Origin of the sequence: Pelomonas sp. V22 (genome assembly GCF_030014915.1) — a bacterium.
GTDB lineage: Bacteria > Pseudomonadota > Gammaproteobacteria > Burkholderiales > Burkholderiaceae_C > JAUASW01.
In genome coordinates this window covers 379,327-402,380 of sequence record NZ_JAGIXS010000003.1, presented here as the reverse complement: position 1 = coordinate 402,380, position 23,054 = coordinate 379,327, and the positions used below count along the sequence as shown (strand labels likewise).

The 23,054-nt window shown below is 67.5% G+C and carries 21 protein-coding genes; 9 read left to right on the top strand and 12 right to left on the bottom strand.

Annotated features, from left to right (window positions below):
* Positions 1-15: 15 nt before the first annotated feature.
* Positions 16-1,089, bottom strand: a complete 1,074-nt coding sequence (locus J7U46_RS14135; protein WP_282826865.1) for an exo-alpha-sialidase — start codon at positions 1,087-1,089, stop codon at positions 16-18.
* Between the two features lie 5 nt (positions 1,090-1,094).
* On the bottom strand, positions 1,095-1,364 hold the full coding sequence (locus tag J7U46_RS14130) for a MoaD/ThiS family protein (RefSeq protein WP_282826863.1): 270 nt from the start codon (positions 1,362-1,364) through the stop codon (positions 1,095-1,097).
* Between the two features lie 91 nt (positions 1,365-1,455).
* Here J7U46_RS14130 and rarD point away from each other — a divergent pair, with 91 nt between their 5' ends.
* The gene (rarD, locus tag J7U46_RS14125) at positions 1,456-2,352 is read left to right on the top strand and encodes an EamA family transporter RarD (RefSeq protein WP_282826861.1); all 897 of its coding nucleotides are present in this window, start codon (positions 1,456-1,458) and stop codon (positions 2,350-2,352) included.
* Here rarD and ahpF read toward each other — a convergent pair whose 3' ends face one another.
* The 3 genes from ahpF to lysA form a co-directional block, all read right to left on the bottom strand.
* Positions 2,353-3,906 (bottom strand): alkyl hydroperoxide reductase subunit F, encoded by a 1,554-nt coding sequence (gene ahpF, locus J7U46_RS14120; protein ID WP_282826860.1) that lies wholly within the window; start codon positions 3,904-3,906, stop codon positions 2,353-2,355.
* A 135-nt stretch (positions 3,907-4,041) separates the two neighbouring features.
* Positions 4,042-4,605: an alkyl hydroperoxide reductase subunit C gene (gene ahpC, locus J7U46_RS14115; RefSeq protein ID WP_282826858.1), complete on the bottom strand. Its 564-nt coding sequence runs from the start codon at positions 4,603-4,605 to the stop codon at positions 4,042-4,044.
* Positions 4,606-4,716: 111 nt separating this feature from the next.
* Positions 4,717-5,952 (bottom strand): diaminopimelate decarboxylase, encoded by a 1,236-nt coding sequence (gene lysA / locus J7U46_RS14110; RefSeq protein WP_282826857.1) that lies wholly within the window; start codon positions 5,950-5,952, stop codon positions 4,717-4,719.
* Positions 5,953-6,060: 108 nt separating this feature from the next.
* Here lysA and J7U46_RS14105 point away from each other — a divergent pair, with 108 nt between their 5' ends.
* Positions 6,061-6,963: a LysR family transcriptional regulator gene (locus J7U46_RS14105; RefSeq protein WP_282826855.1), complete on the top strand. Its 903-nt coding sequence runs from the start codon at positions 6,061-6,063 to the stop codon at positions 6,961-6,963.
* A 52-nt stretch (positions 6,964-7,015) separates the two neighbouring features.
* Here the strand turns inward: J7U46_RS14105 and folE2 are convergent, their stop codons facing one another.
* The 4 genes from folE2 to J7U46_RS14085 form a co-directional block, all read right to left on the bottom strand.
* Positions 7,016-7,816: a GTP cyclohydrolase FolE2 gene (gene folE2, locus J7U46_RS14100; protein ID WP_282826853.1), complete on the bottom strand. Its 801-nt coding sequence runs from the start codon at positions 7,814-7,816 to the stop codon at positions 7,016-7,018.
* Positions 7,817-7,917: 101 nt separating this feature from the next.
* Positions 7,918-9,810, bottom strand: coding sequence for a 1-deoxy-D-xylulose-5-phosphate synthase (gene dxs / locus J7U46_RS14095; RefSeq protein ID WP_282826851.1), 1,893 nt, complete (start codon positions 9,808-9,810; stop codon positions 7,918-7,920).
* A gap of 36 nt (positions 9,811-9,846) precedes the next feature.
* The gene (locus tag J7U46_RS14090) at positions 9,847-10,734 is read right to left on the bottom strand and encodes a polyprenyl synthetase family protein (protein WP_282826850.1); all 888 of its coding nucleotides are present in this window, start codon (positions 10,732-10,734) and stop codon (positions 9,847-9,849) included.
* Between the two features lie 2 nt (positions 10,735-10,736).
* Positions 10,737-11,006 (bottom strand): exodeoxyribonuclease VII small subunit, encoded by a 270-nt coding sequence (locus tag J7U46_RS14085; protein WP_282826848.1) that lies wholly within the window; start codon positions 11,004-11,006, stop codon positions 10,737-10,739.
* 328 nt (positions 11,007-11,334) lie between these two features.
* On the opposite strand from J7U46_RS14085, the gene J7U46_RS14080 reads away from it, so the two are divergent.
* The 4 genes from J7U46_RS14080 (at position 11,335) to J7U46_RS14065 (ending at position 14,818) form a co-directional block, all read left to right on the top strand.
* Positions 11,335-12,447 (top strand): aromatic ring-hydroxylating dioxygenase subunit alpha, encoded by a 1,113-nt coding sequence (locus J7U46_RS14080; RefSeq protein WP_282826846.1) that lies wholly within the window; start codon positions 11,335-11,337, stop codon positions 12,445-12,447.
* A gap of 90 nt (positions 12,448-12,537) precedes the next feature.
* The gene (locus J7U46_RS14075) at positions 12,538-13,440 is read left to right on the top strand and encodes a DMT family transporter (RefSeq protein WP_282826845.1); all 903 of its coding nucleotides are present in this window, start codon (positions 12,538-12,540) and stop codon (positions 13,438-13,440) included.
* A 5-nt stretch (positions 13,441-13,445) separates the two neighbouring features.
* Positions 13,446-14,291 carry a sulfurtransferase gene (locus J7U46_RS14070; RefSeq protein ID WP_282826918.1) on the top strand — a complete coding sequence of 282 codons (846 nt, stop codon included), beginning with the start codon at positions 13,446-13,448 and terminating at the stop codon, positions 14,289-14,291.
* Positions 14,292-14,383: 92 nt separating this feature from the next.
* Complete coding sequence (locus J7U46_RS14065; RefSeq protein WP_282826843.1) at positions 14,384-14,818, top strand: universal stress protein; 435 nt, start codon at positions 14,384-14,386, stop codon at positions 14,816-14,818.
* 31 nt (positions 14,819-14,849) lie between these two features.
* Here J7U46_RS14065 and J7U46_RS14060 read toward each other — a convergent pair whose 3' ends face one another.
* Both J7U46_RS14060 and J7U46_RS14055 read right to left on the bottom strand, forming a co-directional pair.
* The gene (locus J7U46_RS14060) at positions 14,850-15,626 is read right to left on the bottom strand and encodes a ZIP family metal transporter (RefSeq protein WP_282826841.1); all 777 of its coding nucleotides are present in this window, start codon (positions 15,624-15,626) and stop codon (positions 14,850-14,852) included.
* 102 nt (positions 15,627-15,728) lie between these two features.
* On the bottom strand, positions 15,729-16,586 hold the full coding sequence (locus J7U46_RS14055) for a dienelactone hydrolase family protein (protein ID WP_282826840.1): 858 nt from the start codon (positions 16,584-16,586) through the stop codon (positions 15,729-15,731).
* 83 nt (positions 16,587-16,669) lie between these two features.
* Here J7U46_RS14055 and J7U46_RS14050 point away from each other — a divergent pair, with 83 nt between their 5' ends.
* On the top strand, positions 16,670-18,205 hold the full coding sequence (locus tag J7U46_RS14050) for a Ppx/GppA phosphatase family protein (protein ID WP_282826838.1): 1,536 nt from the start codon (positions 16,670-16,672) through the stop codon (positions 18,203-18,205).
* On the opposite strand, the gene ppk1 is transcribed toward J7U46_RS14050, so the two are convergent.
* Positions 18,192-20,273: a polyphosphate kinase 1 gene (ppk1, locus tag J7U46_RS14045; RefSeq protein WP_282826836.1), complete on the bottom strand. Its 2,082-nt coding sequence runs from the start codon at positions 20,271-20,273 to the stop codon at positions 18,192-18,194. The genes J7U46_RS14050 and ppk1 overlap by 14 nt on opposite strands.
* Positions 20,274-20,355: 82 nt before the next feature.
* Here ppk1 and J7U46_RS14040 point away from each other — a divergent pair, with 82 nt between their 5' ends.
* Entirely contained in the window at positions 20,356-21,276 is a 921-nt protein-coding gene (locus J7U46_RS14040) for a hypothetical protein (RefSeq protein ID WP_282826834.1), read from the top strand.
* Positions 21,273-23,003, top strand: a complete 1,731-nt coding sequence (gene recJ, locus J7U46_RS14035; RefSeq protein ID WP_282826832.1) for a single-stranded-DNA-specific exonuclease RecJ — start codon at positions 21,273-21,275, stop codon at positions 23,001-23,003. Before J7U46_RS14040 ends, recJ begins: the two co-directional genes overlap by 4 nt.
* Positions 23,004-23,054: the final 51 nt, after the last annotated feature.

The window sequence follows — 23,054 nt, the reverse complement described above, 5'->3', positions numbered from 1 at the left end:
GGGTTGGATGGATTGTTAGAAGCGGACGGCGTAGATCGGCGGCAGGTTCAGCGAGACGGCCTGCCAATGCTCACCACCATCCTCGCTGGCCCACAGGCCGCCGGTGGTGCTGCCCATCAGCAGACGCTGGCCCGTGCCATCGACCGCCAGGCCATGGCGGTACACGAGGTCGTAGCAATGTAATTGCGGCAGTCCCGCGCGCAGGGCCTCGAACGTCTTGCCGCCATCGCGGGTGCGCAGCACGCACAGCGCGGCATCGACCGGCAGGCGGCGCTCGTCCTTCACCGCCGGCACGAACCAGGCGGTCTGAGGATCAAACGGATGCGCGGCCACGGCAAAGCCGAAGCTCGAGGGTTCAGCCTTCAGCTCCTGCCAGCTGGCGCCGTTGTCGGCTGAGCGCCAGATGCCGCAGTGATGCTGGCACCACAGCACCTCGGGCGCGGCCGTGCAGCGCACGATGCGGTGCGGATCCTGGATGTTCGGGTCGTCCTGGCGTTCCGGCGGCATGAACAGCGCCTTCATGCCGGCCGAGCGCGTGGCCCAGGCCTGGCCGCCGTCGGTGCTGCGCCAGGCGCCGCCGCAGCTGATGCCGAGCAAGAGCTCGCTGCTGGCCGCCGGATGGGGGCAGATCGAATGGATGCCCGGCGCGTCGTAGCCGCCACCGAACCACTCGAGCCGCTCCTCGCGGTTCCACAAGGATTCGACCAGTTGCCAGCTCTCGCCCTCGTCGCGGCTCTGGAACAGGCCGCCGGGGATGGTGCCGGCCCACAGGCTGCCGTCGCCACCGCGCTCCAGCGACCAGATCTGCTGCAGCTTCCAGGCCGGGCCGGCCGCACCCTCGGGCTGCGTCGGGTAGGTGGGCACGGCCAGCTCGCGCCAGCTCTGGCCCCCATCGTCCGAGCCCTGCAGCTTCACACCGAAGTGGCCCAGGTTCAGCGCCGCCAGCATGCGCTGCCCCGGCGGGGCCGGCAGCAGCATGCTGACAGGCTCGGCGATGAAGCTGAGCTTGGCGATCTGCCAGCCCCGGCTGCCCTCGTGGCGCAGCTCGAACAGGCCCTTGCGGGTGGCCACCCAGGCGGAATCACTCATGGCATTCATCCTCCAGACAGGGCCTGCAGCACATGGACCACGCTGTGCGGCTGCAGGGCATCGCTCAAGGCCACGGCATCACGCTGGCGCCGGCCGTCGATGAAGATCACCACATTGGCGCGCAGGTGAGCCTGGTCGTCGAGCACGTAGCCGCGCAGGCGTGTGTGCGCTGCGAAGCAATCCTCCAGCGCGGCACGCAGCTGCAATGCGCCTGTCTCGAAATCAGGCGCATCCACAAAGCGGCGCAACTGCGGCGTGAAGACGATGCGGGGCATGGCTGCGCATTAGGCGCTTCTGGCGGCCGGCCTGCATCAGTGGAAGTCCCCCGGCCGGCAAGGTCTGGGCGGCGCCACCACAATGTCAGGCATGACGAATGAATCCTCCAAGGGCGTGCTGTACGCCGCCGCTGCCTATGCCGCCTGGGGCCTGTTCCCGCTGTTCTTCAAGCTGCTGAGCCAGGTCGGCGCGATGGAGGTGGTGGCGCACCGCACGGTCTGGTCCCTGCTGTTCGTCATGGCCCTGCTCTTGGTAAAGAAACATTTCCGCTGGATGCGCGCGTTGCTGGACCAACCCAAGGTGCTGGGCGCCTTCGCTCTTTCGGCCCTGCTGCTGGCGACCAACTGGCTGGTCTATGTCTGGGCCGTGCAGAACGACCATGTGCTGGACGCCAGCCTCGGCTACTTCATCAACCCGCTGGTCAATGTGGCGCTGGGCTTTCTGGTGCTGCACGAGCGGCCGCGCAAGCTGCAGTGGCTGGCCGTGGGCCTCGCGGCGGCCGGTGTGATCTGGCTGACCGTGCAGGGCGGCCGCCTGCCCTGGGTGGCGCTGAGCCTCGCGTTCAGCTTTGGCTTCTACGGCCTTTTGCGCAAGATCGCGCCGCTCGGTGCGCTGGAAGGCCTGACGGTCGAGACCCTGGTGCTGGCACCCATCGCCATCGCTGCCCTGGCCTGGTGGAGCTGGCAGGGGCACAGCGCCCTCGTCGCGGCAGACAGCTCGACGCTGCTGCTCCTGCTGCTCTCCGGCCCGCTGACGGCTGTCACCTTGCTGTTGTTTGCATCAGGCGCACGGCGCATCCCGATGACGACCCTGGGCCTGCTGCAGTACATCGCGCCCAGCACCCAATTCGTGCTCGGCGTGTGGCTGTACCGCGAGCCCTTCCAGCCGACCCGCCTGATCGGCTTTGCGCTGATCTGGCTGGCGCTGGCGGTCTACAGCCTGGAAAGCCTGTGGGCCAGCCGGCGGCCGGCCCTGCAGGCGGCCTGATCAGCTGCGCATCAGGTGGTCGAAGGCGCCGAGCGCCGCCTTCGCGCCATCGCCGGCCGCGATGATGATCTGCTTGAAGGGCACGGTGGTCGCATCACCAGCGGCAAACACGCCGGGCACCGAGGTCTGGCCCTTGGCGTCCACGATGATCTCGCCGTGCTTGGAAAGTTCGACCACGCCCTTCAGCCACTCGGTGTTGGGCACCAGGCCGATCTGCACGAACACGCCTTCCAGCTCGATGTGGTGGCTTTCGCCGCTCGCGCGGTCGGTGTAGGTCAGGCCGTTCAGCTTGTTGCCGTCGCCGGTCAGCTCGGTGGTCTGGGCCTGCGTGTGGATGGTGACGTTGGGCAGGCTCTTCAGCTTGTTGACCAGCACCGCATCAGCACGCAGGGCCTCACCGAATTCGATCAGGGTCACGTGGTTCACGATGCCGGCCAGGTCGATGGCCGCCTCGACGCCGGAGTTGCCGCCGCCGATCACCGCCACGCGCTTGCCCTTGAACAGCGGGCCATCGCAATGCGGGCAGTAGGCCACACCCTTGTTCTTGTATTCCTGCTCGCCGGGGACGTTGACGTTCCTCCAGCGCGCGCCGGTGGTGAGGATCACGGTCTTGCTCTTGAGCGATCCGCCATTGGCCAGTTGCACCTCGACCAGGCCGCCCGGCACCGAGGCCGGAATCAGCTTGTCGCCACGCTGCAGGTTCATCACGTCGACGCCGTAGGCCTTCACATGGGCTTCGAGGCTCATGGCGAACTTCGGGCCGTCGGTCTCCAGCACCGAGATGTAGTTCTCGATGGCCAGCGTGTCATTGACCTGGCCGCCGAAGCGCTCGGCCGCGATGCCGGTGCGGATGCCCTTGCGGGCGGCGTACACGGCTGCCGCCGCGCCAGCGGGGCCACCGCCGACCACCAGCACGTCGAAGGCTTCCTTGGCGGACAGCTTGGCGGCGTCCTTGTCGGCGGCACCGGTATCGAGCTTGGCAACGATCTCTTCCACCGTCATGCGGCCCGAGCCGAAGGGCTGACCGTTCAGGTAGACGCTGGGCACGGCCATGATCTCGCGCTCATTGACCTCGGCCTGGAACAGCGCGCCGTCGATCACCACCGTCTTGATCTTGGGGTTCAGCACCGACATCAGCGACAGCGCCTGCACCACATCCGGGCAGTTGTGGCAGCTCAAGGACATGTAGACCTCGAAGCTGAACTCGCCGTCGAGCGACTTGATCTGCTCGATCACCTCGGGCTCCACCTTGGGCGGGTGGCCGCCCGTCCACAGGAGGGCCAGTACCAGCGAGGTGAACTCATGGCCGAGGGGAATGGCGGCAAAGCGCAGGCTTTGCTCGGTGCCCGTGCGGCGCAGGCTGAAGGACGGCTTGCGCGCATCCTGGCCGGCGGTCGACAGCGTGATCTTGTCCGACATCGCGGCAATGTCCTGCAGCAGGGCCAGCAGTTCCTGCGAGCTCGCACCATCGTCCAGCGAGGCTTCGATCTCGAAAGGCAGGGTGACGCGCTCGAGGTAGGCCTTGAGCTGGGTCTTCAGGGTGTCGTCCAACATGGTGCTGCTCCTTGTTCAGGCGTGGCGAGATGAGCCACTCTGAAAGCGCCCCTGCTGGAGACGCTTTCAGAGTCGCTTGCGCAACTCTTGGGGGTTTGCTGCAAGCCCTCCCGGGCTCGCAGCAAAGGGGCTCATTTAGATCTTGCCGACCAGATCGAGGGACGGAGCGATGGTCTTGGCACCTTCGTTCCACTTGGCCGGGCAGACCTGGCCGGGGTTCTTGGCGGTGTACTGGGCAGCCTTCAGCTTGCGCAGGGTTTCCTTGACGTCGCGGGCGATCTCGTTCGAGTGGATCTCGGCCGTCTTGATCACGCCTTCCGGATTGATCACGAAGGTGCCGCGCAGGGCCAGGCCTTCTTCAGGGATGTGCACGCCGAAGGCGTTGGTCAGTTGGTGCGTCGGGTCGCCAACCAGGGGGAACTTGGCCTTGCTGACGGCCGGCGAGGTTTCGTGCCAGACCTTGTGCGCGAAATGCGTGTCGGTCGTGACGATGTAGACCTCGGTCTCGGCCTTCTGGAATTCGGCGTAGTGGTCGGCCGCGTCTTCGACTTCGGTCGGGCAGTTGAAGGTGAAGGCAGCCGGCATGAAGATCAGCACGGACCACTTGCCCTTCAGGCTTTGCTCGGTGACTTCGATGAACTTGCCGTTGTGGAAAGCTTCGGTCTTGAAGGGCTGGACTTGGGTGTTGATCAGGGACATCGGGGATTCCTCGTTGAGGGGGTTGACGGGATGGATCGAACTATATCGATACAAGCGTATCGTTAGTTTTGGTTAATCAAATCACCCCCATTGGGAATCCCTATCGAGGCCTCAGGCCTCCAGCGCCAGCAGCTCCTCGACGGTCTGGCGGCGACGGATCAGGCGCGGTTCGGCCGTGCCATCAACCAGCACCTCGGCGATCAGTGGCCGGCTGTTGTAGTTGCTGGACATGGAGGCGCCATAGGCCCCGGTGTCGTGGATCACCAGCAGGTCGCCGACCTCGGCCGCCATCAGCTCGCGCGGCACGACCACACCGCCGTCCTCCTGCGTGAACACGTCGCCCGATTCGCACAGCGGGCCGGCCACCACGGTGGGGCGGTTTGGGCGCTGGCTGCCGTCGCGCGGCAGCAGGGTCATGGCATGGAAGGCGCCGTACATGGCCGGGCGCATCAGCTCGTTGAAGCCGGCGTCGACCAGCACGAAGTGGTTGTTGCCGGCATTCTTGGTAGCGCGCACCTCGGTCAGCAGCAAGCCCGACTCGGCCACCAGGAAGCGGCCAGGTTCGATCTCCAGATGCAAGGCGTGGCCGACGATGGCTTCGGCCTCCTTGCGAGCGGCGTCCCAAAGACCGAAGTAGTGGGTGGTGTCGATGACCGCACCGCCCTCGCGGTAGGGAATCGACAGGCCGCCGCCGGCCGAGATGGCCTGCAGGTCGTGACCGGCCGCCTGAGCCTCGCGCACCAGGCCCACCATGGCGCCGCAGACCTGGCTCAGGTGGCCATAGTCCACGCCCGAGCCTATGTGCATGTGCAGGCCGACGAGCTGCAGCCCCTCTGCCTTGATGACGGCGAGCGCCTCGGCCAGCTCCGTGTGCCAGATGCCATGCTTGCTGTGCTCGCCGCCGGTGTTGGTCTTGTTGCTGTGGCCATGGCCGAAGCCGGGGTTGATGCGCAGCCAGACCTTGTGGCCCTTCGAGACAGCACCCAGCTGGCGCAGCATGTCGATCGAGCCGGCGTTGACTGGCACCTTGTGTTCGGCGACGGTGGCCAGCGTTTCGCGGTCCAGCAGATCAGCGGTGAAGACGATCTCGTCGCCACCGGTTTGATAGCCGGCGGCCAGCGCCCGCAGGATCTCGCCGCGCGAGACCGAATCGACCTTGACGCCCTGCTCCCGCATCAGCCTGAGGATGTGGATGTTGGAGCAGGCCTTCTGGGCGAAGCGCACGGTGTCGAAGGCCTTCAGCGCGGCGATGCGCTGGCGGATGACGGCGGCGTCGTAGACCCACAGCGGGCTGCCGAAGCGCTCGGCCAGGTTGTGCAGCAAGGGGGCGGAAATGGGCAGGGGCATGTCAGTCTCGGCGGGAATTCAGGCAATGCCGGCAGCATGCCCTGCCCATTCCATCCAATCAAATGCTTTCATGTCGATCATCAATCCATATCTGATATGGTCCGGGGCATGTCAGCGATCAGCCACCGCCATATCGAGGTCTTCCGCGCCGTGATGCTGGCCGGCGGCGTCAGCGAGGCGGCGCGGCAGTTGCACAGCTCGCAGCCCACCATCAGCCGGGAGCTGGCGCGGCTGGAATTCCTGCTCGGCTATGCCTTGTTCGAACGCCAGCGCGGCCGGCTCAAGGCTACGGCCCGGGCCCTGGCCTTGTTCGACGAGGTGCAGCGCTCCTTCGAAGGCCTGGAGCGCGTCACGCACCGAGCCCGCGCCCTGGCGCGGGACGAGCCCGGCGCCTTGCAATTGCTCAGCCTGCCCGCCCTCACCCATGCACTGCTGCCGGCCGCCTGCGCACGGCTTGGCGACCAGGGTGCCATCGACATCACACCGCAGGAGCCACCGCTGCTGGACGACTGGCTGAGCGCCCAGCGCTTCGACCTAGGCCTCACCGAGCAGGGCCAGGGTGCCGAGGGCGTGAGCTTCGAGCGCTTGCTGAGCCTGGACGAGGTCTGCGTGCTGCCGGCCGGCCATGCGCTGCTGGCCAAGCCGCTGCTGCACCCCGAAGACTTCGCCGGCCAGGCCTTTGTGAGCCTGGCCAGCAACGACCCCTACCGCCGCCTGATCGACGCCGTCTTCGAGGCCCATGGCGTGCAACGCCAGCTGCGGCTGCAGACGCACAGCGCGGTCGCGGTCTGCGCCATGGTCGAGCAGGGCCTCGGCCTCGCCATCGTCAATCCGCTGACGGCCCTGGCCTGCGCCGGGTCCCGCCTGCAATGGCGGCGCTTCAGCCTCTCGATTCCCTACGAGGTGTGGCTGGCCCGGCCCCTGCACCGGCCCAGCCATCCGCGCGTCGAGCTGCTCTGCAATGCCTTACGGATGGAGGCAGCAGCGCTGCAGCAGCGTTTGCAGCACTGAAAGCAGAAGAGGCCGCATCAAGCGGCCTCTTCTGCAGTCGTCTTCAGTGGCTTCAGGCGCGCTCGATGCGCGCGTAGGCCGAATGGTTGTGGATGGACTCGAAGTTCTCCACGTCGACCGTGTAGCGCCCGATACGCGCCTCGGCATTCAAGCGCAGCGCCACATCCCGCACCAGGTCCTCGACGAACTTGGGGTTCTCGTAGGCATGCTCGGTGATCCACTTCTCGTCGCTGCGCTTGAGCAACGGCCAGATTTCACTGGAGGCACTTTCTTCGGCGAAGCGCACCAGCTCCTGCCAGCTCAAGCTCGCGTCCTTGAGCTCGGCGCGTATGGTCACCAGCGAGCGCTGGTTGTGGGCGCCGTAGTCGGAGATTTCCTTGGAACAGGGGCAGAGGCTCTTCACCGCCACGCCCACCTCGGCCCACACCGTGGTGACGCCAGCGCGGGTTTCGGAGATCAGGGCGCCCTGGTAGTCCAGCATGCTTTCGATGCCGGACACCGGCGCGCGCTTGCGCAGGAAGAAGGTGAAGCGCACCTCGATGCGGCCCTCCACCGCCTCAAGCTTGCTCAGCATCTGCCCATGCAGCTCGCGCAGCGAGGCGCCATCCAGCGGTGCCTGCAGCGCATCGAGCCAGGCCACGAAGCGGGACATGTGCGTGCCCTTCTTCTCGGCCGGAAGCAGCACGTCCAGCGTCCAGTTGCCCACCGTGGGCTGGGCCTTGCCGGCCACCAGAACCTGCAGCGGATAGCGCACGTCCTTGACGCCCACGCGCTGGATCACCAGATGGCGCTCGTCGCGCTCGCTCTGGGTGTCGGGGATGTGGTGCAACAGGGCGCTGGTGACTTGGTTCATGCTGGAATCACGGACCGGCGCTCGTCCGGCGAGCGCCTAGGGTTAATACGGACCGCAAGCATGACAGCATGCCAGCAGCCTTGCCGGCGTAGGGCCAAGCCTCAGCCGTTGGCCGCCGCCCGCAGCGCCGGCCGGGCGCCGAAGCGCTCGACGATGGACTGCTCGATGCCGGCGGCATCCAGCCCGCACTGGGCCATCAGCTTGCCCGGGTCGCCATGCTCGACGAACACATCGGGCAGGCCCAGCTGCAGCACCGGCACGTTGATGCCGGCGGCTTGCAGGCTCTCCAGCACGGCACTGCCGGCGCCGCCCATGACGCAGCCTTCCTCGATGGTGACCAAGGCCTCGTGCGTGCGGGCCAGCTCGGCCACCAGTTCGTGGTCCAGCGGTTTCACGAAGCGCATGTTCGCCACCGAGGCATCGAGCTTCTCGCCCACAGCCAGGGCCGGATAGAGCACCGTGCCGAAGGCCAGGATCGCGATGCGCGATCCGCGACGGCGCACTTCGCCCTTGCCCCAGGGCAAGGCTTGCATGGCCGCTTGCGGCACAACGCCGGCGCCAGCGCCACGCGGGTAGCGCACCGTCACCGGGCCTTCATGCTGGAAGCCCGTGAACAAGGCCTGGCGGCATTCGTTCTCGTCGGCCGGCGTGAGCACGGCCATGTTCGGGATGCAACGCGTGTAGGCGATGTCGTAGTTGCCGGCGTGCGTGGCGCCATCAGCGCCCACGAGGCCGGCGCGATCCAGCGCGAACAGCACCGGCAGGTTCTGGATCGCCACGTCGTGGACCAGTTGGTCGTAGGCGCGCTGCAGGAAGGTCGAGTAGATCGCCACCACCGGCTTCAGGCCTTCGCAGGCCAGGCCGGCGGCATAGGTGACCGAATGCTGCTCGGCGATGCCCACGTCGAAATAGCGGCTGGGGAAGCGCTTGTGGAAGTCCACCATGCCCGAGCCTTCGCGCATGGCCGGGGTGATGCCGACGAGGCGCTTGTCCTGCTCGGCCATGTCGCAGAGCCAGTCGCCGAAGACCTGGGTGAAGGTCTGCTTGGGCGGCTGGGCTGGCTTGACGAATCCCACGGCCGGGTCGAACTTGCCCGAGGCGGCGTGGTACTTGACCGGGTCGGCTTCGGCGAGCTTGTAGCCGGCGCCCTTCTTGGTCACCACGTGCAGGAACTGCGGGCCCTTCTTGTCGCGCAGGTTCTCCAGCGTGGGAATGAGGGCGTCGAGGTCATGGCCGTCGATCGGGCCCACGTAGTTGAAGCCGAACTCCTCGAAGATCGTGCCGGGCACAACCATGCCCTTGGTGTGTTCCTCGAAGCGGCGGGCAAATTCGTACAGCGGCGTGTTCTTCAGCACCGTCTTGGCGCCTTCGCGTGCGGCGGCGTAGAACTTGCCACTCATCAGGCGGGCCAGGTACTTGTTCAGCGCCCCCACCGGCGGGCTGATCGACATGTCGTTGTCGTTCAGGATGACCAGCAGGTCGCCGAGCAGGCCGCCCTGCGGCACGCCGGCGTTGTTCAGCGCTTCAAAGGCCATGCCTGCCGTCATCGAGCCGTCGCCGATGATGGCCACGGCCTTGCGGTCCTCGCCCTTGAGCTTGGCCGCCATGGCCATGCCGTGGGCGGCCGAAATCGAAGTGGACGAGTGGCCGGTGCCGAAAGTGTCGTACTCGCTTTCGTCGCGCCGCGGGAAGCCGCTGATGCCCCCCAGCTGGCGCAGGCCCGTCATGCCCTCGCGGCGGCCGGTCAGCACCTTGTGCGGATAGGTCTGGTGGCCCACGTCCCACACCAGGCGATCATCCGGCGTGTTGAAGACATAGTGCAGCGCAATGGTCAGCTCGACCGTGCCCAGGTTCGAGCCCAGGTGCCCGCCGGTCTTGGACACCGACTCCAGCACGAAGCTGCGCAGTTCCTCAGCCAGCTGCGGCAAATCTGCGCGCGGCAGGCGTCGCAGGTCAGCCGGGCTGTTGACGGTCTTCAGCAGGGCGTAATTCATGGCGATCCTAGTTATGTCACGGCCAACCCCAAGGGGTCAGCTATCGCGCTCAACGACCTTGTCAGCGAGTTGCGCCAGCCGGCTCGTGTCGGCCAGGCCGCTGGCCGACAGGGCCGCTTGGGCCTGCTGGCGCAGCGCCTGCGCATAGCGGCGTGCCGGCTCCAGGCCCAGCACGCTCACATAGGTCGGCTTGTTCGCATCCTGATCCTTGCCTGCCGTCTTGCCCAGCACCTCGGAGGCCTGGGTGACGTCCAGAATATCGTCCACCACCTGGAAGGCGAGGCCGATGGCCGCGCCGTAGTCGGCCAAGGCATTCCAGCCTCGCTCGTCCACCTCGCCGCAAGCCGCACCCATCAGCACGCTGGCCTGCAAGAGTACGCCGGTCTTGCGCCTGTGCATATCGCAGAGCGCCGCTTCGTCAAGTTGCTGACCGACGCTGGCGAGGTCGATGGCTTGGCCGCCGGCCATGCCGGCATGGCCGGCCGAGCGGGCCAGCAAGGCGCACAGCCGCGCCTGCAGGGCCGGCTCCACGCCCTCTTCAGGCGTCAGCACCTCAAAGGCCAGGGCCTGCATCGCGTCGCCGGCCAGCATGGCCTGGGCTTCGCCGAAGGCCACATGCACCGTGGGCTTGCCGCGGCGCATCACGTCGTCATCCATGCAAGGCATGTCGTCGTGCACCAGCGAGTAGGCGTGGATCAGCTCCACCGAGCAGGCGGCACGCAGTGCAGCTTCATTGCAGCCGCCCGTGGCCTCGCAGGCCGCCAGCACCAGCAGCGGGCGCAAACGCTTGCCACCGCCCAGTACCGCATAGCGCATGGCTTCGCCCAGGCCGGCTGGCGAGTCCTCGGGCACCCAGCGCCCCAGCGCCGTCTCCACCCGGTCCAGGGCTCCCTCGGCCCAGGCATCAAATCTTGCGGCGTCCACTATCAAGAATCCTCCCAGAGCTTCAGCTCGCCTGCATCCAGCAGCTTGACCTGCTGCTCGACCGCCACCAGGCGCTCCCGGCAAAAGCCCAGCAACTCGGCGCCGCGCCTGTAGTTGTCCAGCAATTGATCCAGGGGCAGTTGCCCGCCTTCCATGGCCGCCACCAACTGCTCCAGCTCGGCCAGGGCCAGCTCGTAGCTGGCCGGGGCAGGCAGGGCTTGGCCGCGCACGGACGACGCGGATTTGGCGGAGGAATCGGCAGCTTTGCTCATTTCAATACGCGAAACGGCGCATTGTAGTCAGCGTCACACACCATTCCCTGGCCGCCCAATGGGGGATGGTTTCAGGAAGCAACAGTTGACATCGCCGCCCATGTCGGTGCAGCCGCGCCCCGCCCGGCGGCCCCTTGGGTACAATCCCGCCCTCGCGCAATCCCTGATGCTGGCCCACCGCAGTTCGGCCAAGCCAGGAAGCGTTCAGGCCCGGCATGTGTCGGGCTTTTTTGCCCTTCTTCTCTTCTTCACAAACCCGGTGCAGCGCGGCTTTCGCAGCGACCGTGCCGGGGGGTTGACATTGGTTTCTTGGAGACCCCTTTGGATCATGTCCGACCTGAGCACCCCTGTCTCGGCGCTTGAGCGCAGCAAAACCCAGCTGCCAGTCACCTCGTATTTCGATGAGGCCCTGTTCCGCAAGGAACAGGCTCTGCTGTTCCAACCTGGGCCACGCTACCTCGGGCACGCACTCGCCGTGCCCGAAGTTGGCGACTACTACGCCCTGCCTCAGGAGGGCGAGGGCCGCAGCCTGGTACGCACGCCGCAGGGTATCGAGCTGATCTCCAACGTCTGCCGCCACCGCCAGGCCGTGATGCTGAAGGGCCGGGGCAACACGCGCAGCAACATCGTCTGCCCGTTGCATCGCTGGACCTACGACCTGAAGGGCGAACTGGTCGGCGCGCCGCATTTCGAGCAAGACCCCTGCCTGAACCTGAACCGCTACAAGCTGCGCGAATGGAACGGCCTGCTGTTCGAGGACAACGGCCATGACGTGGCCGCCCACCTGGCCGGCATGGGACCGACCGCCGAACTCGACTTCACGGGCTATGTGCTGGACAAGGTCCAGGTGCACGAGTGCGACTACAACTGGAAGACCTTCATCGAGGTCTATCTGGAGGATTACCACGTCGGCCCCTTCCACCCCGGCCTCGGCAACTTCGTCACCTGCGAGGACCTCAGCTGGGAGTTCGGTCGCCACCACTCGGTACAGACCGTGGGCATCCACAAGGAACTGGAGCGGCCAGGCTCGGAGGTCTACAAGAAGTGGCACCAGCAGGTGCTGGCCTTCCGGGGCGGCGAGGCGCCCAAGCAGGGCGCGATCTGGCTGACCTACTACCCGCACATCATGGTGGAGTGGTATCCGCATGTGCTGGTGGTGTCCACGCTGTTCCCCAAGGGCCCGCAGAAGACCACCAACATCGTCGAGTTCTACTACCCCGAGGAAATCGCCGCCTTCGAGCGCGAGTTCGTCGAGGCCCACCAGGCGGCTTACATGGAAACCTGCGTGGAAGACGACGAGATCGCCCTGCGCATGGACGCCGGCCGCAAAGCCCTGATGGAGCGCGGCGACAACGAGGTCGGCCCCTACCAGAGCCCGATGGAAGACGGCATGCAGCACTTCCATGAGTGGTACCGCAATCTCATGCAGATCGCCCCTTGAACGGCAAGGCCGCCCGCGAGGCGGCCTTTTAGCGAAAGACCGCCGCGAGAGCGGCCTTTTCTTGCCTGCTCGCCGGGCAGAATGGCGGCCATGCCCGCCTCCGCCCTGATGATCGCCGCCACGTTTCTGTTCGCCACCATGGGCGTGTGCGTGAAGCTGGCGTCCAGCCAGTACGACGCCGGCGAGATCGTGATGTACCGCGGCCTGGTCGGCGTCGCGATGATCGGCCTGATGGCGCGTTTCCACGGCCTGTCCCTGCGAACCAGCGTGCCGGCCATGCATTTCTGGCGCAGCCTTTCGGGCGTCTGCGCACTGTCACTGTGGTTCTATTCGATCAGCCAGTTGCCGCTGGCAACGGCCATGACCTTGAACTACATGTCCTCGGTCTGGATGGCCCTGTTCCTGATCGGCGGTGCCGTGATGCTCGGGACGGCCAAGGTCGACTCCCGACTGGTCGCAGCGGTGCTGCTGGGCTTTGTCGGCGTGGCTCTGGTGCTGCGGCCGACCATCGATCAGCAGCAGGCCTGGCATGGCCTCGCGGGCCTGCTGTCGGGCATGCTGTCCGCCCTCGCCTACCTGCAGGTGACGGCGCTTGGGCGGGCCGGCGAGCCCGAGTACCGCATCGTCTTCTACTTCTCGCTGGGTGGAGCGGCCGCCGGAGCATTGACCACGGCCGTGCTGCACTTCAGCCGCCACACCGAATTCCACGGCCATGACACGCGCGGCATCGCCCTGCTGCTCGCCGTCGGCCTGCTCGCCACCATCGCCCAGCTGATGATGACCCGCGCTTATGGCCGGGGTCGCACCCTCGTGAATGCCAGCCTGCAGTACCTGGGCATCGTGTTCTCCAGCCTCTACGGTGCCTGGCTGTTCCAGGACAGGATGAGCTGGAGCGCCCTCGCCGGCATCGCCCTGATCATTGGCGCGGGCCTGGCCGCCACCTTGCTGCGCAGCCGCGTCGAACCCTCTCCCCATGCCGTGAGCGAATCCTGATGAGCATGACCTACCGCACCCTGATTTCCGCCACCGAGCTGCTAGCCCTGGAGAAGCAGCACCAGGCCCTGCTGCTGATCGACTGCAGCTTCGACCTGGCCGACACCACGGCCGGCGAACGCGCCTGGCGCGAGCAGCACCTGCCCGGCGCCCACTACCTGCACCTGGACCGCGACACCTGCGGCCCCATGACGGGCAGCAACGGCCGTCATCCGCTGCCCGAGCGCGATGCCTTTGCCGCCCGCATGCGCCTGCTTGGCCTGCGCCGCGAGACCCAGGTCGTCGCTTATGACCGCCAGGGCGGCCCCTACGCCGCCCACCTCTGGTGGATGCTGCGCTGGCTGGGCCACGAGGCCGTGGCCGTGCTTGATGGCGGCGTCGCCGCCTGGACGGCAGCCGGCGGCCCCTTGAGCAGCCACGAGCCGCCCACACCGCAGGCCGGCGACTTCATTCCGGGTGCCTCGCTCAGCCCGCTGATAGCCGCCGATGCGCTGCAGGCACGACTTGGCACCCTGCGCCTGATCGATGCTCGCGCGGCCGAGCGCTTCCGGGGCGAAGTGGAGCCCCTCGACAAGCAGGCCGGCCACATCCCCGGCGCCAGCAACCGCTTCTTCAAGGACAACCTGGGCGCTGATGGCCGCTTCAAGCCGGCCGCCGAACTGCGCGCCGCCTTCGCCGCCTTGCTGCCGCCGCACGCACCCGAGAACGTGGTCCACCAATGTGGCTCCGGCGTCACCGCCTGCCACAACCTGCTCGCCATGGAACATGCCGGCCTTGCCGGCTCTGCGCTGTATGCCGGCTCGTGGAGTGAGTGGTCTTCCGATCCGGCACGACCTATCGCGAAAGGTTAGCCAAGGGCTGGCAAGCCTGCTTGACATGGCGCAAGATGGACCCGGCGCGCGAGCGCCACACTGGGTCAAGCACACCAGCAAGGAGGTCCGCCATGTTCAAGCGCATCCTGGTTCCCACCGACGGGTCTGACATCACCAGCAAAGCCGTAGACACGGCCATCGCCATGGCCAAGACCCATGGCGCCATGCTGTACACGATCAGCGTCAAGGAGCCCTTCCCCTACAGCGCGGTGTCGGAGATGCAGCCCACGCCGCCGCAGGAATTTTTCGACGCGCAGGAGCGCATCGCCAGCGCGCGGGTGAAGGCGGTGATGGCCGCCGCCGAGGCGGCCAGCGTGCCCTGCGAGGGCCACACGGTCGAGGCCCTGCATCCTTGGGAAGCCATCATCGAGCATGCGGCCGACAGCAAGGTCGACCTGCTGGTGATGGCCTCGCACGGCCGGCGCGGTGTCCAGGCCCTGTTGCTCGGCAGCGAGACCCAGAAGGTGCTGACGCACTGCAAGACGCCGGTGCTGATCGTCCGCTAGCGCAGCGGCGCAGTGACGATTCAGCGGTGATTCAGTGGTGGCCGGAGAAGCTCACCACCACCGTCACCAAGGCCAGGCCGGCACCCAGCCAGCCCAGTTGGGCCAGCGTCTCGCGCCAGGGCAGGCGACGCTGCAGCTGCGGGATCAGGTCGGCCACGGCCACGTAGATGAAGCTGCTCGAGGCCGCCACCAGCAGGAAGGGGAAAAGCTCCTGCCAGGGCCCGACGACGAAGTAGCCGAGCAAGCCACCGGCCACGGCGGCAAGACCTGACACCGCGTTGTAGAGCAAGGCCTTGCTGCGCGAGAAGCCGGCGTTCAGGAGCACGATGTAGTCGCCCACCTCCTGCGGAATCTCGTGGGCAATGATGGCCACGGCCGTGGCCAGGCCCAGGTGGTGATCGGCCAGGAAGGCGGCCGCGATGATCACGCCGTCGCAGAAGTTGTGGATGCTGTCGCCCACCAGCACCGAGAACCCGCCGCGGCCGGCCTGCTCGGCATCGAAATGATGGTGGTGATGGTGGCCGTCGCCCTCGTGATGGTGGGTGTGGCGGTACAGCTCGGCCTTTTCCAGCAGGAAGAAGAACAGCAGGCCGCCGAGCAGCGTGATGAACAGCGCCTGCGGCCGTGCATCGCGCTCGAAGGCCTCGGGCAGCACCTGCAGGAGCGCCGTGCCGAGCAGCACGCCGGTGGACAGGCTGACCAGGTGCTTGACCACCCGGCCCAGCAGGCTCACGGTCAGGCTGGCCGCGATCAGGACCGACAGCAGGCCGCCGATCAGAGTCGCGAGCAGGATGTAGAGCAGGGTCATGGGCGATGAAGAATCAGGGCACGCCGGCGGGTATGCAGAAAATCAAAGCGCACCGGGAGGGGTGCGCTGGTTGAGCATTGTCTCAGAGCTGTCAAGGCCTCATCAGACGCCATGCGACTTGAACCAGGCCAGGCAGCGCGCCCAGCCATCACGCGCTTCCTTCTCTCGGTAGCTGGGCCGGTAGTCGGCATGGAAGGCATGGGGCGTGTCCGGGTAAAGCACGATCTCGCTGCCGCGTGCCGCCCCATTGCCGGCCTTCAGGGCCTCGCGCATGCGGGCCACGTCCTCGTTCGGAATGCCGGTGTCCGCGCCGCCGTAAAGGCCCAGCACCGGCACCTTCAGTTCGCCCGTGAGGTCCAGCGGATGGCGCGGATAGATGCTGTGGCGCTCGCCCTGCAGCTTGCCGTACCAGGCCACGGCCGCCTTCAGCTTGGCCTGATGCGCGGCATAGAGCCAGCTGATGCGACCGCCCCAGCAGAAGCCGGTGATGGCCAAACGGTCCAGGTCACCTCCGTTTGCACCGGCCCAGGCCAGGCAGGCATCGAGGTCGCCAAGCACCTGGGCGTCGGGCACCTTGGACACCACCTCGGCGATCAGCTTGGCGATCTCGCCGTAGTCGCCGGCATCGCCCTGCCGCACAAAGAGCTCGGGCGCGATGGCCAGATAGCCCTGCTTGGCAAAGCGCCGCGCCACATCGGCAATGTGCTCGTGCACGCCGAAGATCTCACTGACCACCAGCACCACCGGCAGCCTGCCCTGCGCCCTGGCCGGCGCCGCGCGGTAGGCCGGCATCTGGAAACTGCCGACCGGGATCATCACCTCGCCGACCAGCAGATCGCTGGCCTCGGTCTTGATGGTTTCGGCCGTCACCGGCAACACGGCGGCGGCGAAACCGCTGCCCACGGTGGCGCGGACAACGAAGTCGCGCCGGCTCGGGTTCTGCACATCGGATGCGGACACGTGAACTCCTGGCTACAAGGCCTGCGGATTCTAGGGACGCGGCCCGGATGCATCGTCATCGAATGCCGCGACAATCGCGCCCCATGAATCTTGCCGTCGCCCACCGCAACTCCCAGCGCACATCCCAGGTCCTGGCCGCCATCGACATGGGCTCCAACAGCTTCCGCCTGGAGATCGCCCGGCTGGAAGGCGGCCAGTACAAGCGCCAGCAATACCTGAAGGAAACCGTGCGCCTCGGCGGCGGCCTCGACGCCGAGGGCCAGTTGAGCGAAGAAGCGATGCAGCGCGGCCTGGCCTGCCTGGCTCGCTTCGCCGCCGCGCTGCAGGGCTTCGCGCCCGAATGCGTGCGTGCTGTGGCCACGCAGACGCTGCGCGAGGCGCGCAACCGCGACGCCTTCCTGGCACGTGCCGAGCAGGCGCTCGGGTTTCCCATCGAGGTGATCTCGGGCCGCGAGGAAGCGCGCCTGATCTTTGCCGGCGTGGCGCGCTTGCAGCCCTCTGAGGCAACGCGGCTGGTGATCGACATCGGCGGCCGCTCGACCGAGATGATCCTCGGCCGGGGCCGCAAGCCGCTGAAGGCCGAGAGCTTCCAGATCGGCAGCGTCAGCCTGTCGATGCGCTTCTTCCCCACCGGCGCCTTCACGGCCGAAGCCTTCCGCGCGGCGCAGATCGCCGCCGGTGCTGAGCTCGAAGAAGCCTTCAAGCAGTTCTCGCGGCAGCACAGCAAGCCGGCCTGGGCCGAGGCGCTGGGTTCCTCCGGCACGGTAGGCGCGGTGTCGCAGCTGCTGGCCGGCAGCGGCATCACCGATGGCACGGTCACGACCGAGGCGCTGCGCTGGTGCATAGAGCAATGCCTGGCCGCCGGCCACATGGACAAGCTGGCCCTGCCCGGCCTGAAGGAAGACCGCCGCGCCGTCGTGGCCGGTGGCCTGTGCATCCTCTACACCTTGCTCACGCAGTTCGGCATCGAGGCGCTGAAGCCGGCCAAGGGCGCGCTGCGGCAGGGCGTGGTCTTCGACCTGGCCGAGCGGCTCAACCCGGGTGCCCGCGCCACGCTGGACCTGCGCGAGCACTCGGTGCGCGCGCTGCAGCAGCGTTTCGGTGTGGACGGCAAGCAGGCCAAGCGCGTGCAGGCCCATGCGCTGGCCCTGTACGCTCAGTTGCAGCCCGAGGCCCAGCCCGAACTGCAGCGCGAGCTCGGGTGGGCGGCGGCCCTGCACGAGATCGGCATGATGGTCTCGCACCACGACCACCACCGCCACAGCGCCTACCTGCTCTCGCATGTGGATGCGGCCGGCTTCTCGCAGAACCAGCTGCACCGCCTCGGCGACTTGGCCCTCGGCCAACGCGGTGGCCTGCGCAAGCTGCAGGAGCAGTTGCAGGCCGACGAAAGCCTGCTGTGGCAGTTGCTCGCCCTGCGCCTGGCCGTGCTCCAGTGCCACGCACGCACACCAGTCGCGCTGGATGCCCTGAAGCTGCAGCGCCACGAGCGCCGCCTGCGCATCGAAGCCAAGCCCGGTTGGCTGGCCGCCAACCCGCGGGCCGACTACCTGCTGCGCGGCGAGGCCGAGGCCTGGTCGCGCAGCAAGCTGCTGGCGGTGGAGTTCAAGACGGAGTGAAGAGGCGCATGAGTGCTTGCTGAGCGCTGATGCCTGCGCCTCCGATTTTGGTCGAGTGCCCGTCCGGCCCCAACTGCCAGGCATCCAGACTGTCGTTCAGGTAGGGCACCAGGCCCTCATCGATGACACGCTGGCGCAGCCGGGCGTCCAGCACCGGCCAGGCCACCTCGATGCGGCGGAACATGTTGCGGCTCATCCAGTCGGCGCTGGAGAGGTACAGCGCTTCATCAACCTCGCTGACGCCCCAGCGGAAGTAGCAGATCCGCGAATGCTCCAGGAAGCGCCCCACCACCGAGCGCACCACGATGTTGTCGCTGATGCCGGGCAGGCCCGGCGGCAGCATGCAGGCACCGCGCACGATCAGGTCGATCTTGGCGCCCGCCTGGGCGGTCTTCAGCAGGGCTGCGATCAGCTCGGCATCGGTCAGCGCATTGATCTTCACCACCACCCGCGCCGGCTGGCCGGCGCGCGCTGCGGCCTCCACCTGGGCCAGGTGCTCCACCATGCGCTGGTGCATGTTGAACGGTGCTACCAACAGTTGGCGGGGCGTCTTGAACTTGCCCAGCGACGCCAGTTGACGGAACACCATATCGGCATCGGCCGTCAGGTCCGGGTCGGCAGTCAGCATGCCGATGTCGGTGTAGAGCCGCGCCGTCTTGGGGTTGTAGTTGCCGGTCGAAAGATGGGCGTAGCGCCGCAGATTGGTCTTGCCGCCAGGCCTGCCTTCGCGCCGCGTGATCAAAAGCAGCTTGGCATGGGTCTTGTAGCCGACGATGCCGTACACGACCTGGGCGCCCACCGCCTCCAGCCGCTCGGCCCAGTTGATGTTGGCCTCCTCGTCGAAGCGCGCCTTCAGCTCGACGACCACCATCACCTCCTTGCCGCGCCGCGCCGCCTCGATCAGGAGGTCCATCAGCTCTGACTTGCTGCCGGTGCGGTAGACCGTCTGCTTGATGGCCAGCACATCGGGGTCTTCGACCGCCTCGCGCAGCAGCTGAACCACCGGCTCGAAGCTCTCGAAGGGATGGTGCAAGAGCACGTCACTCTTGGCCAGGCGATGGAACATGGACTTGCCGCGCGGCAGCCGGCCCTGCGGCCAGACCGGCTCATGCGGCAGGAAGCGCAGGCCGTCGGCCTCGGTCTGGTCGATCAGCTCGTTGAGCCGCACCAGGTTGACCGGCCCGTTGACCCGGTACAAGGCCGCCGGCGGCAGGTCGAACTGCTCCAGCAAAAAGCGCGACAGCTCCTCCGGGCAGGTGTTGACCACCTCCAGCCGCACGGCACGGCCGAAGTGGCGTGTGGTCAGGCCCGAGCGCAGGGCATGGCGCAGGTTGGCCACTTCTTCCTCGTCCACCTCGAGGTCCGAGTCGCGCGTGACGCGGAACTGCGAGAAGGCCTCGACATGGCGGCCCGGGAACAGATCCTCCAGGTGGGCGCGGATCACGCTGGTCAGCAGCACGAAGGCCTGCTGGCCCTCGCTGATCACGGCCGGCAACTTGATGACGCGTGGCAGCACGCGCGGCACCTTGACGATGGCGATGCGGTTGTCGCGGCCGAAGGCATCCTTGCCCGACAAGCGCGCAATGAAGTGCAGCGACTTGTTGGCCACCTGCGGGAACGGGTGGGCCGGGTCCAGGCCCACCGGCACCAGCAGCGGCCGCACCTCGCGCTCGAAGAACTTGGCCACCCACTGACGCTGCGCCTCGTTGCGGTCTGCATGGTTGAGCACCACGATGCGCCGCTCGCGCAGATGGGGCATCACCTGCTCGTTGAAGATGCCGTACTGCTCGTCGATCAGCAAATGCGCCTCGCGGGCGACGCGCTCGATGTCGCGATTGCTGACCTGGGAATCGGGGTCGCGGGCCGCGTCCAGCATGTCTGCAAAGCGCACCTCGAAGAACTCGTCGAGGTTGCTGGAGACGATGCAGATGTAGCGCAGCCGCTCCAGGAGCGGCACGTCCTCGCGCTGCGCCTGGGCCAGCACGCGGCGGTTGAACTCGAGGATGGCCTGCTCGCGGTTGAGCAGCGGCGGCGTGGCAAGGACGGTGGGCAGGACGGGCGCGTTCATGCGGGCAAGCATATGAAGCAAATATGACAGGCGTATGAGGAGGCCGGCCGAGGGGCCGTGGGGCGGCCTCGATAATGCCGCCATGCACCTGATGATCCCCTATGCCAGCGCCGCCGGCGAGGCCGGCGAAGCCGCCCTGCAGACGCTGGCCCTGCCCCGGCTCTCCAGCCTGCTAAGCCTCTTGCAGCCCGATGGCCCAGCCCTCGGCGGCGACGAGCTGAGCCTGGCCACGCCCTTCGAGCTGGCCTTGCAGGCCGCCGGCCGGCCGGTCAATGCGGCGGCGGCCGCCCTGGCCGATGGCATCGAGGTCGGCGGCGACTGCTGGGCCCTACTGAGCCCCATGCACCTGTCGGTCAGCAGCGACCAGGTGCTGGCCCTGGATCCGCAGGCCCTGCAATTGAACGAGGCCGACTCGCGCCAGTTGCTCTCTGACCTGGCCGCCGAGTTGTTCCCTACCGCCGAGGGCTGGCGCCATGCCTTTGGCGCGCCGGAGCGCTGGTACATCGCCCACCCCGACCTGCAAGGCCTCGCGAGCGCCAGCCTGGAGCGCGTGATCAACCGCCCGGTCGACACCTGGATGCCCGAGGCCCGCAAGCTCCGCACGCTGCAGAACGAGTGCCAGATGCTGCTGCATCGTCACCCGCTGAACGGCCAGCGCGAGGCACGCGGCGAGTTGGTGGTGAACTCGGTCTGGATCAGCGGCTGCGGCCGCTTCGAGCCGGCGCATGAGGCCGCCGGGTTGCAGATCGAAAGTCGTTTGCGCGAGCCCTTGCTGGCCGGCGACTGGGCGGCCTGGTGCGATGCCTGGCGGGCCCTGGATGCCGGCCTGATCGCCGAGCTGCTGAGCCGCGCCAAGCAGGGCGAGCCCGACCTGCAGCTGACACTCTGCGGCGACCGCGAGGCGCGCCCCTACCGGCTGCAGCCGCGCTCGGCCTGGCAGCGGCTCTGGCAGTCGATCAGCGCGCCGCGCGTTGATGCCATGCAAATCCTCGGCGCTCTATGAGCCCGCAGATCATCACCCGCGAAGTGCCGCCCCGCGCCGCCTGGGCGCTGGAGCAGGCCGGCGTCTCGCCGCTGCTGGCTCGGCTGCTGGCCGCGCGTGGCGTCAAGAGCCCGGAAGAACTCGACGACGGCCTCGCCAGGCTGCTGCCACCCGAGGGCATGAAGGGCATGCAGGAAGCTGCGCGTCTGCTGGCCGACACCCTGGCAGCCGGCTCGCGCATCTGCATCGTGGCCGACTACGACTGCGACGGCGCCACCGCCTGCGCCGTGGCCCTGCGCGGCCTCGCGCTGCTGGGGGCAAGACCTGGCACGCTGGACTACGTGGTACCCGACCGCGCCATCCACGGCTATGGCCTCACACCCGCCATCGCCGAGCTAGCCCTGGCCAAGCGCCCGCAACTCTTGATGACCGTGGACAACGGCATCGCCAGCCTGGCCGGCGTGGCCCATGCCCGCGAGCTGGGCATGCAGGTGCTGGTGACCGACCACCACCTGCCGGCCCTGGTTGGCGAACAGATCGTCTTGCCCGCGGCAGATGGCCTGGTCAACCCCAACCAGCCGGGCTGCACCTTCGAGAGCAAGCACCTGGCCGGCGTTGGCGTGGTCTTCTACCTGTTGATGGCCTTGCGCGGTGAGCTGCGCAAGCGAGGTGCCTATGAATCGGCACCGCAGCCCAAGCTGGATGGCCTCTTGGACTTGGTGGCCCTGGGCACCGTGGCCGACGTGGTCAAGCTCGATGCCAACAACCGCCGCCTGGTGGCGCAGGGCCTGCGCCGCATGCGCGCCGGCCGCATGCAGCCGGGCCTCACGGCGCTGTTCACGGCCGCCGGGCGCGATGCCTCGCAAGCCAATGCCTTCGACCTCGGTTTTGCACTGGGCCCGCGCATCAATGCGGCCGGGCGCCTCTCCGACATGACGCTGGGCATCGAATGCTTGCTGACCGACGACGGCACGCGCGCCACCGAGCTGGCCAAGCAGCTCGATGCGATCAACCGCGAGCGCCGCGAGATCGAGGCCGGCATGCGCGAGCTGGCCGAGGAGAAGCTCGAGACGCTGATGCCGGCCGGAACGCCCCCTCCGGCCCTGTGCATCTACGAGCCAGAGTTCCACGAGGGCGTGGTCGGCATCGTCGCCTCGCGGCTGAAGGAGCGGGTGCACCGCCCGACCTTCGTGTTCGCGCTCGGCGCCGACGGCCAGCTGAAGGGCTCGGGCCGCTCCATTCCCGGCTTCCATCTGCGCGATGCACTGGACCTGGTCAGCAAGCGTGCGCCCGAGCTCCTGAAGAAGTTCGGCGGCCATGCGATGGCGGCCGGCTGCACCCTGATCGATCCGCAGGCCTTCCCGGCCTTCGATGCCGCGCTTCAGCAGGTGGCGCGCGAGTGGCTCGACGAGGCCGCCCTGACCCGCACCTTGCGCACCGACGGCGCCCTGCCCCCCGAGGCCTACACGGCGGCCACGGTGCGCGAGCTGGAGGCGCAGGTCTGGGGCCAGGCCTTCGAGGCGCCGCTGTTCTGCGATGCGGTCGAGATCGTGCAGCAGCGCATCGTTGGCGAAAAGCATCTGAAGCTCAGGCTGCGCCAGGGTCAGGTCTTGCGCGACGGCATCTGGTTCGGCCGCACCGAGGGCCTGCCCGAGCGTGTGCGATTGGCATACCGCTTGAGCCTGGACAGCTGGAACGGTCAGGAACGCGTGCAGATGATCGTGGAGGCGGCCGAACCCATTGTTTGAACTTCGGTCTGAGTTCAGTGTGAACGAATGCACGTGAGGGCCGCCATGCCT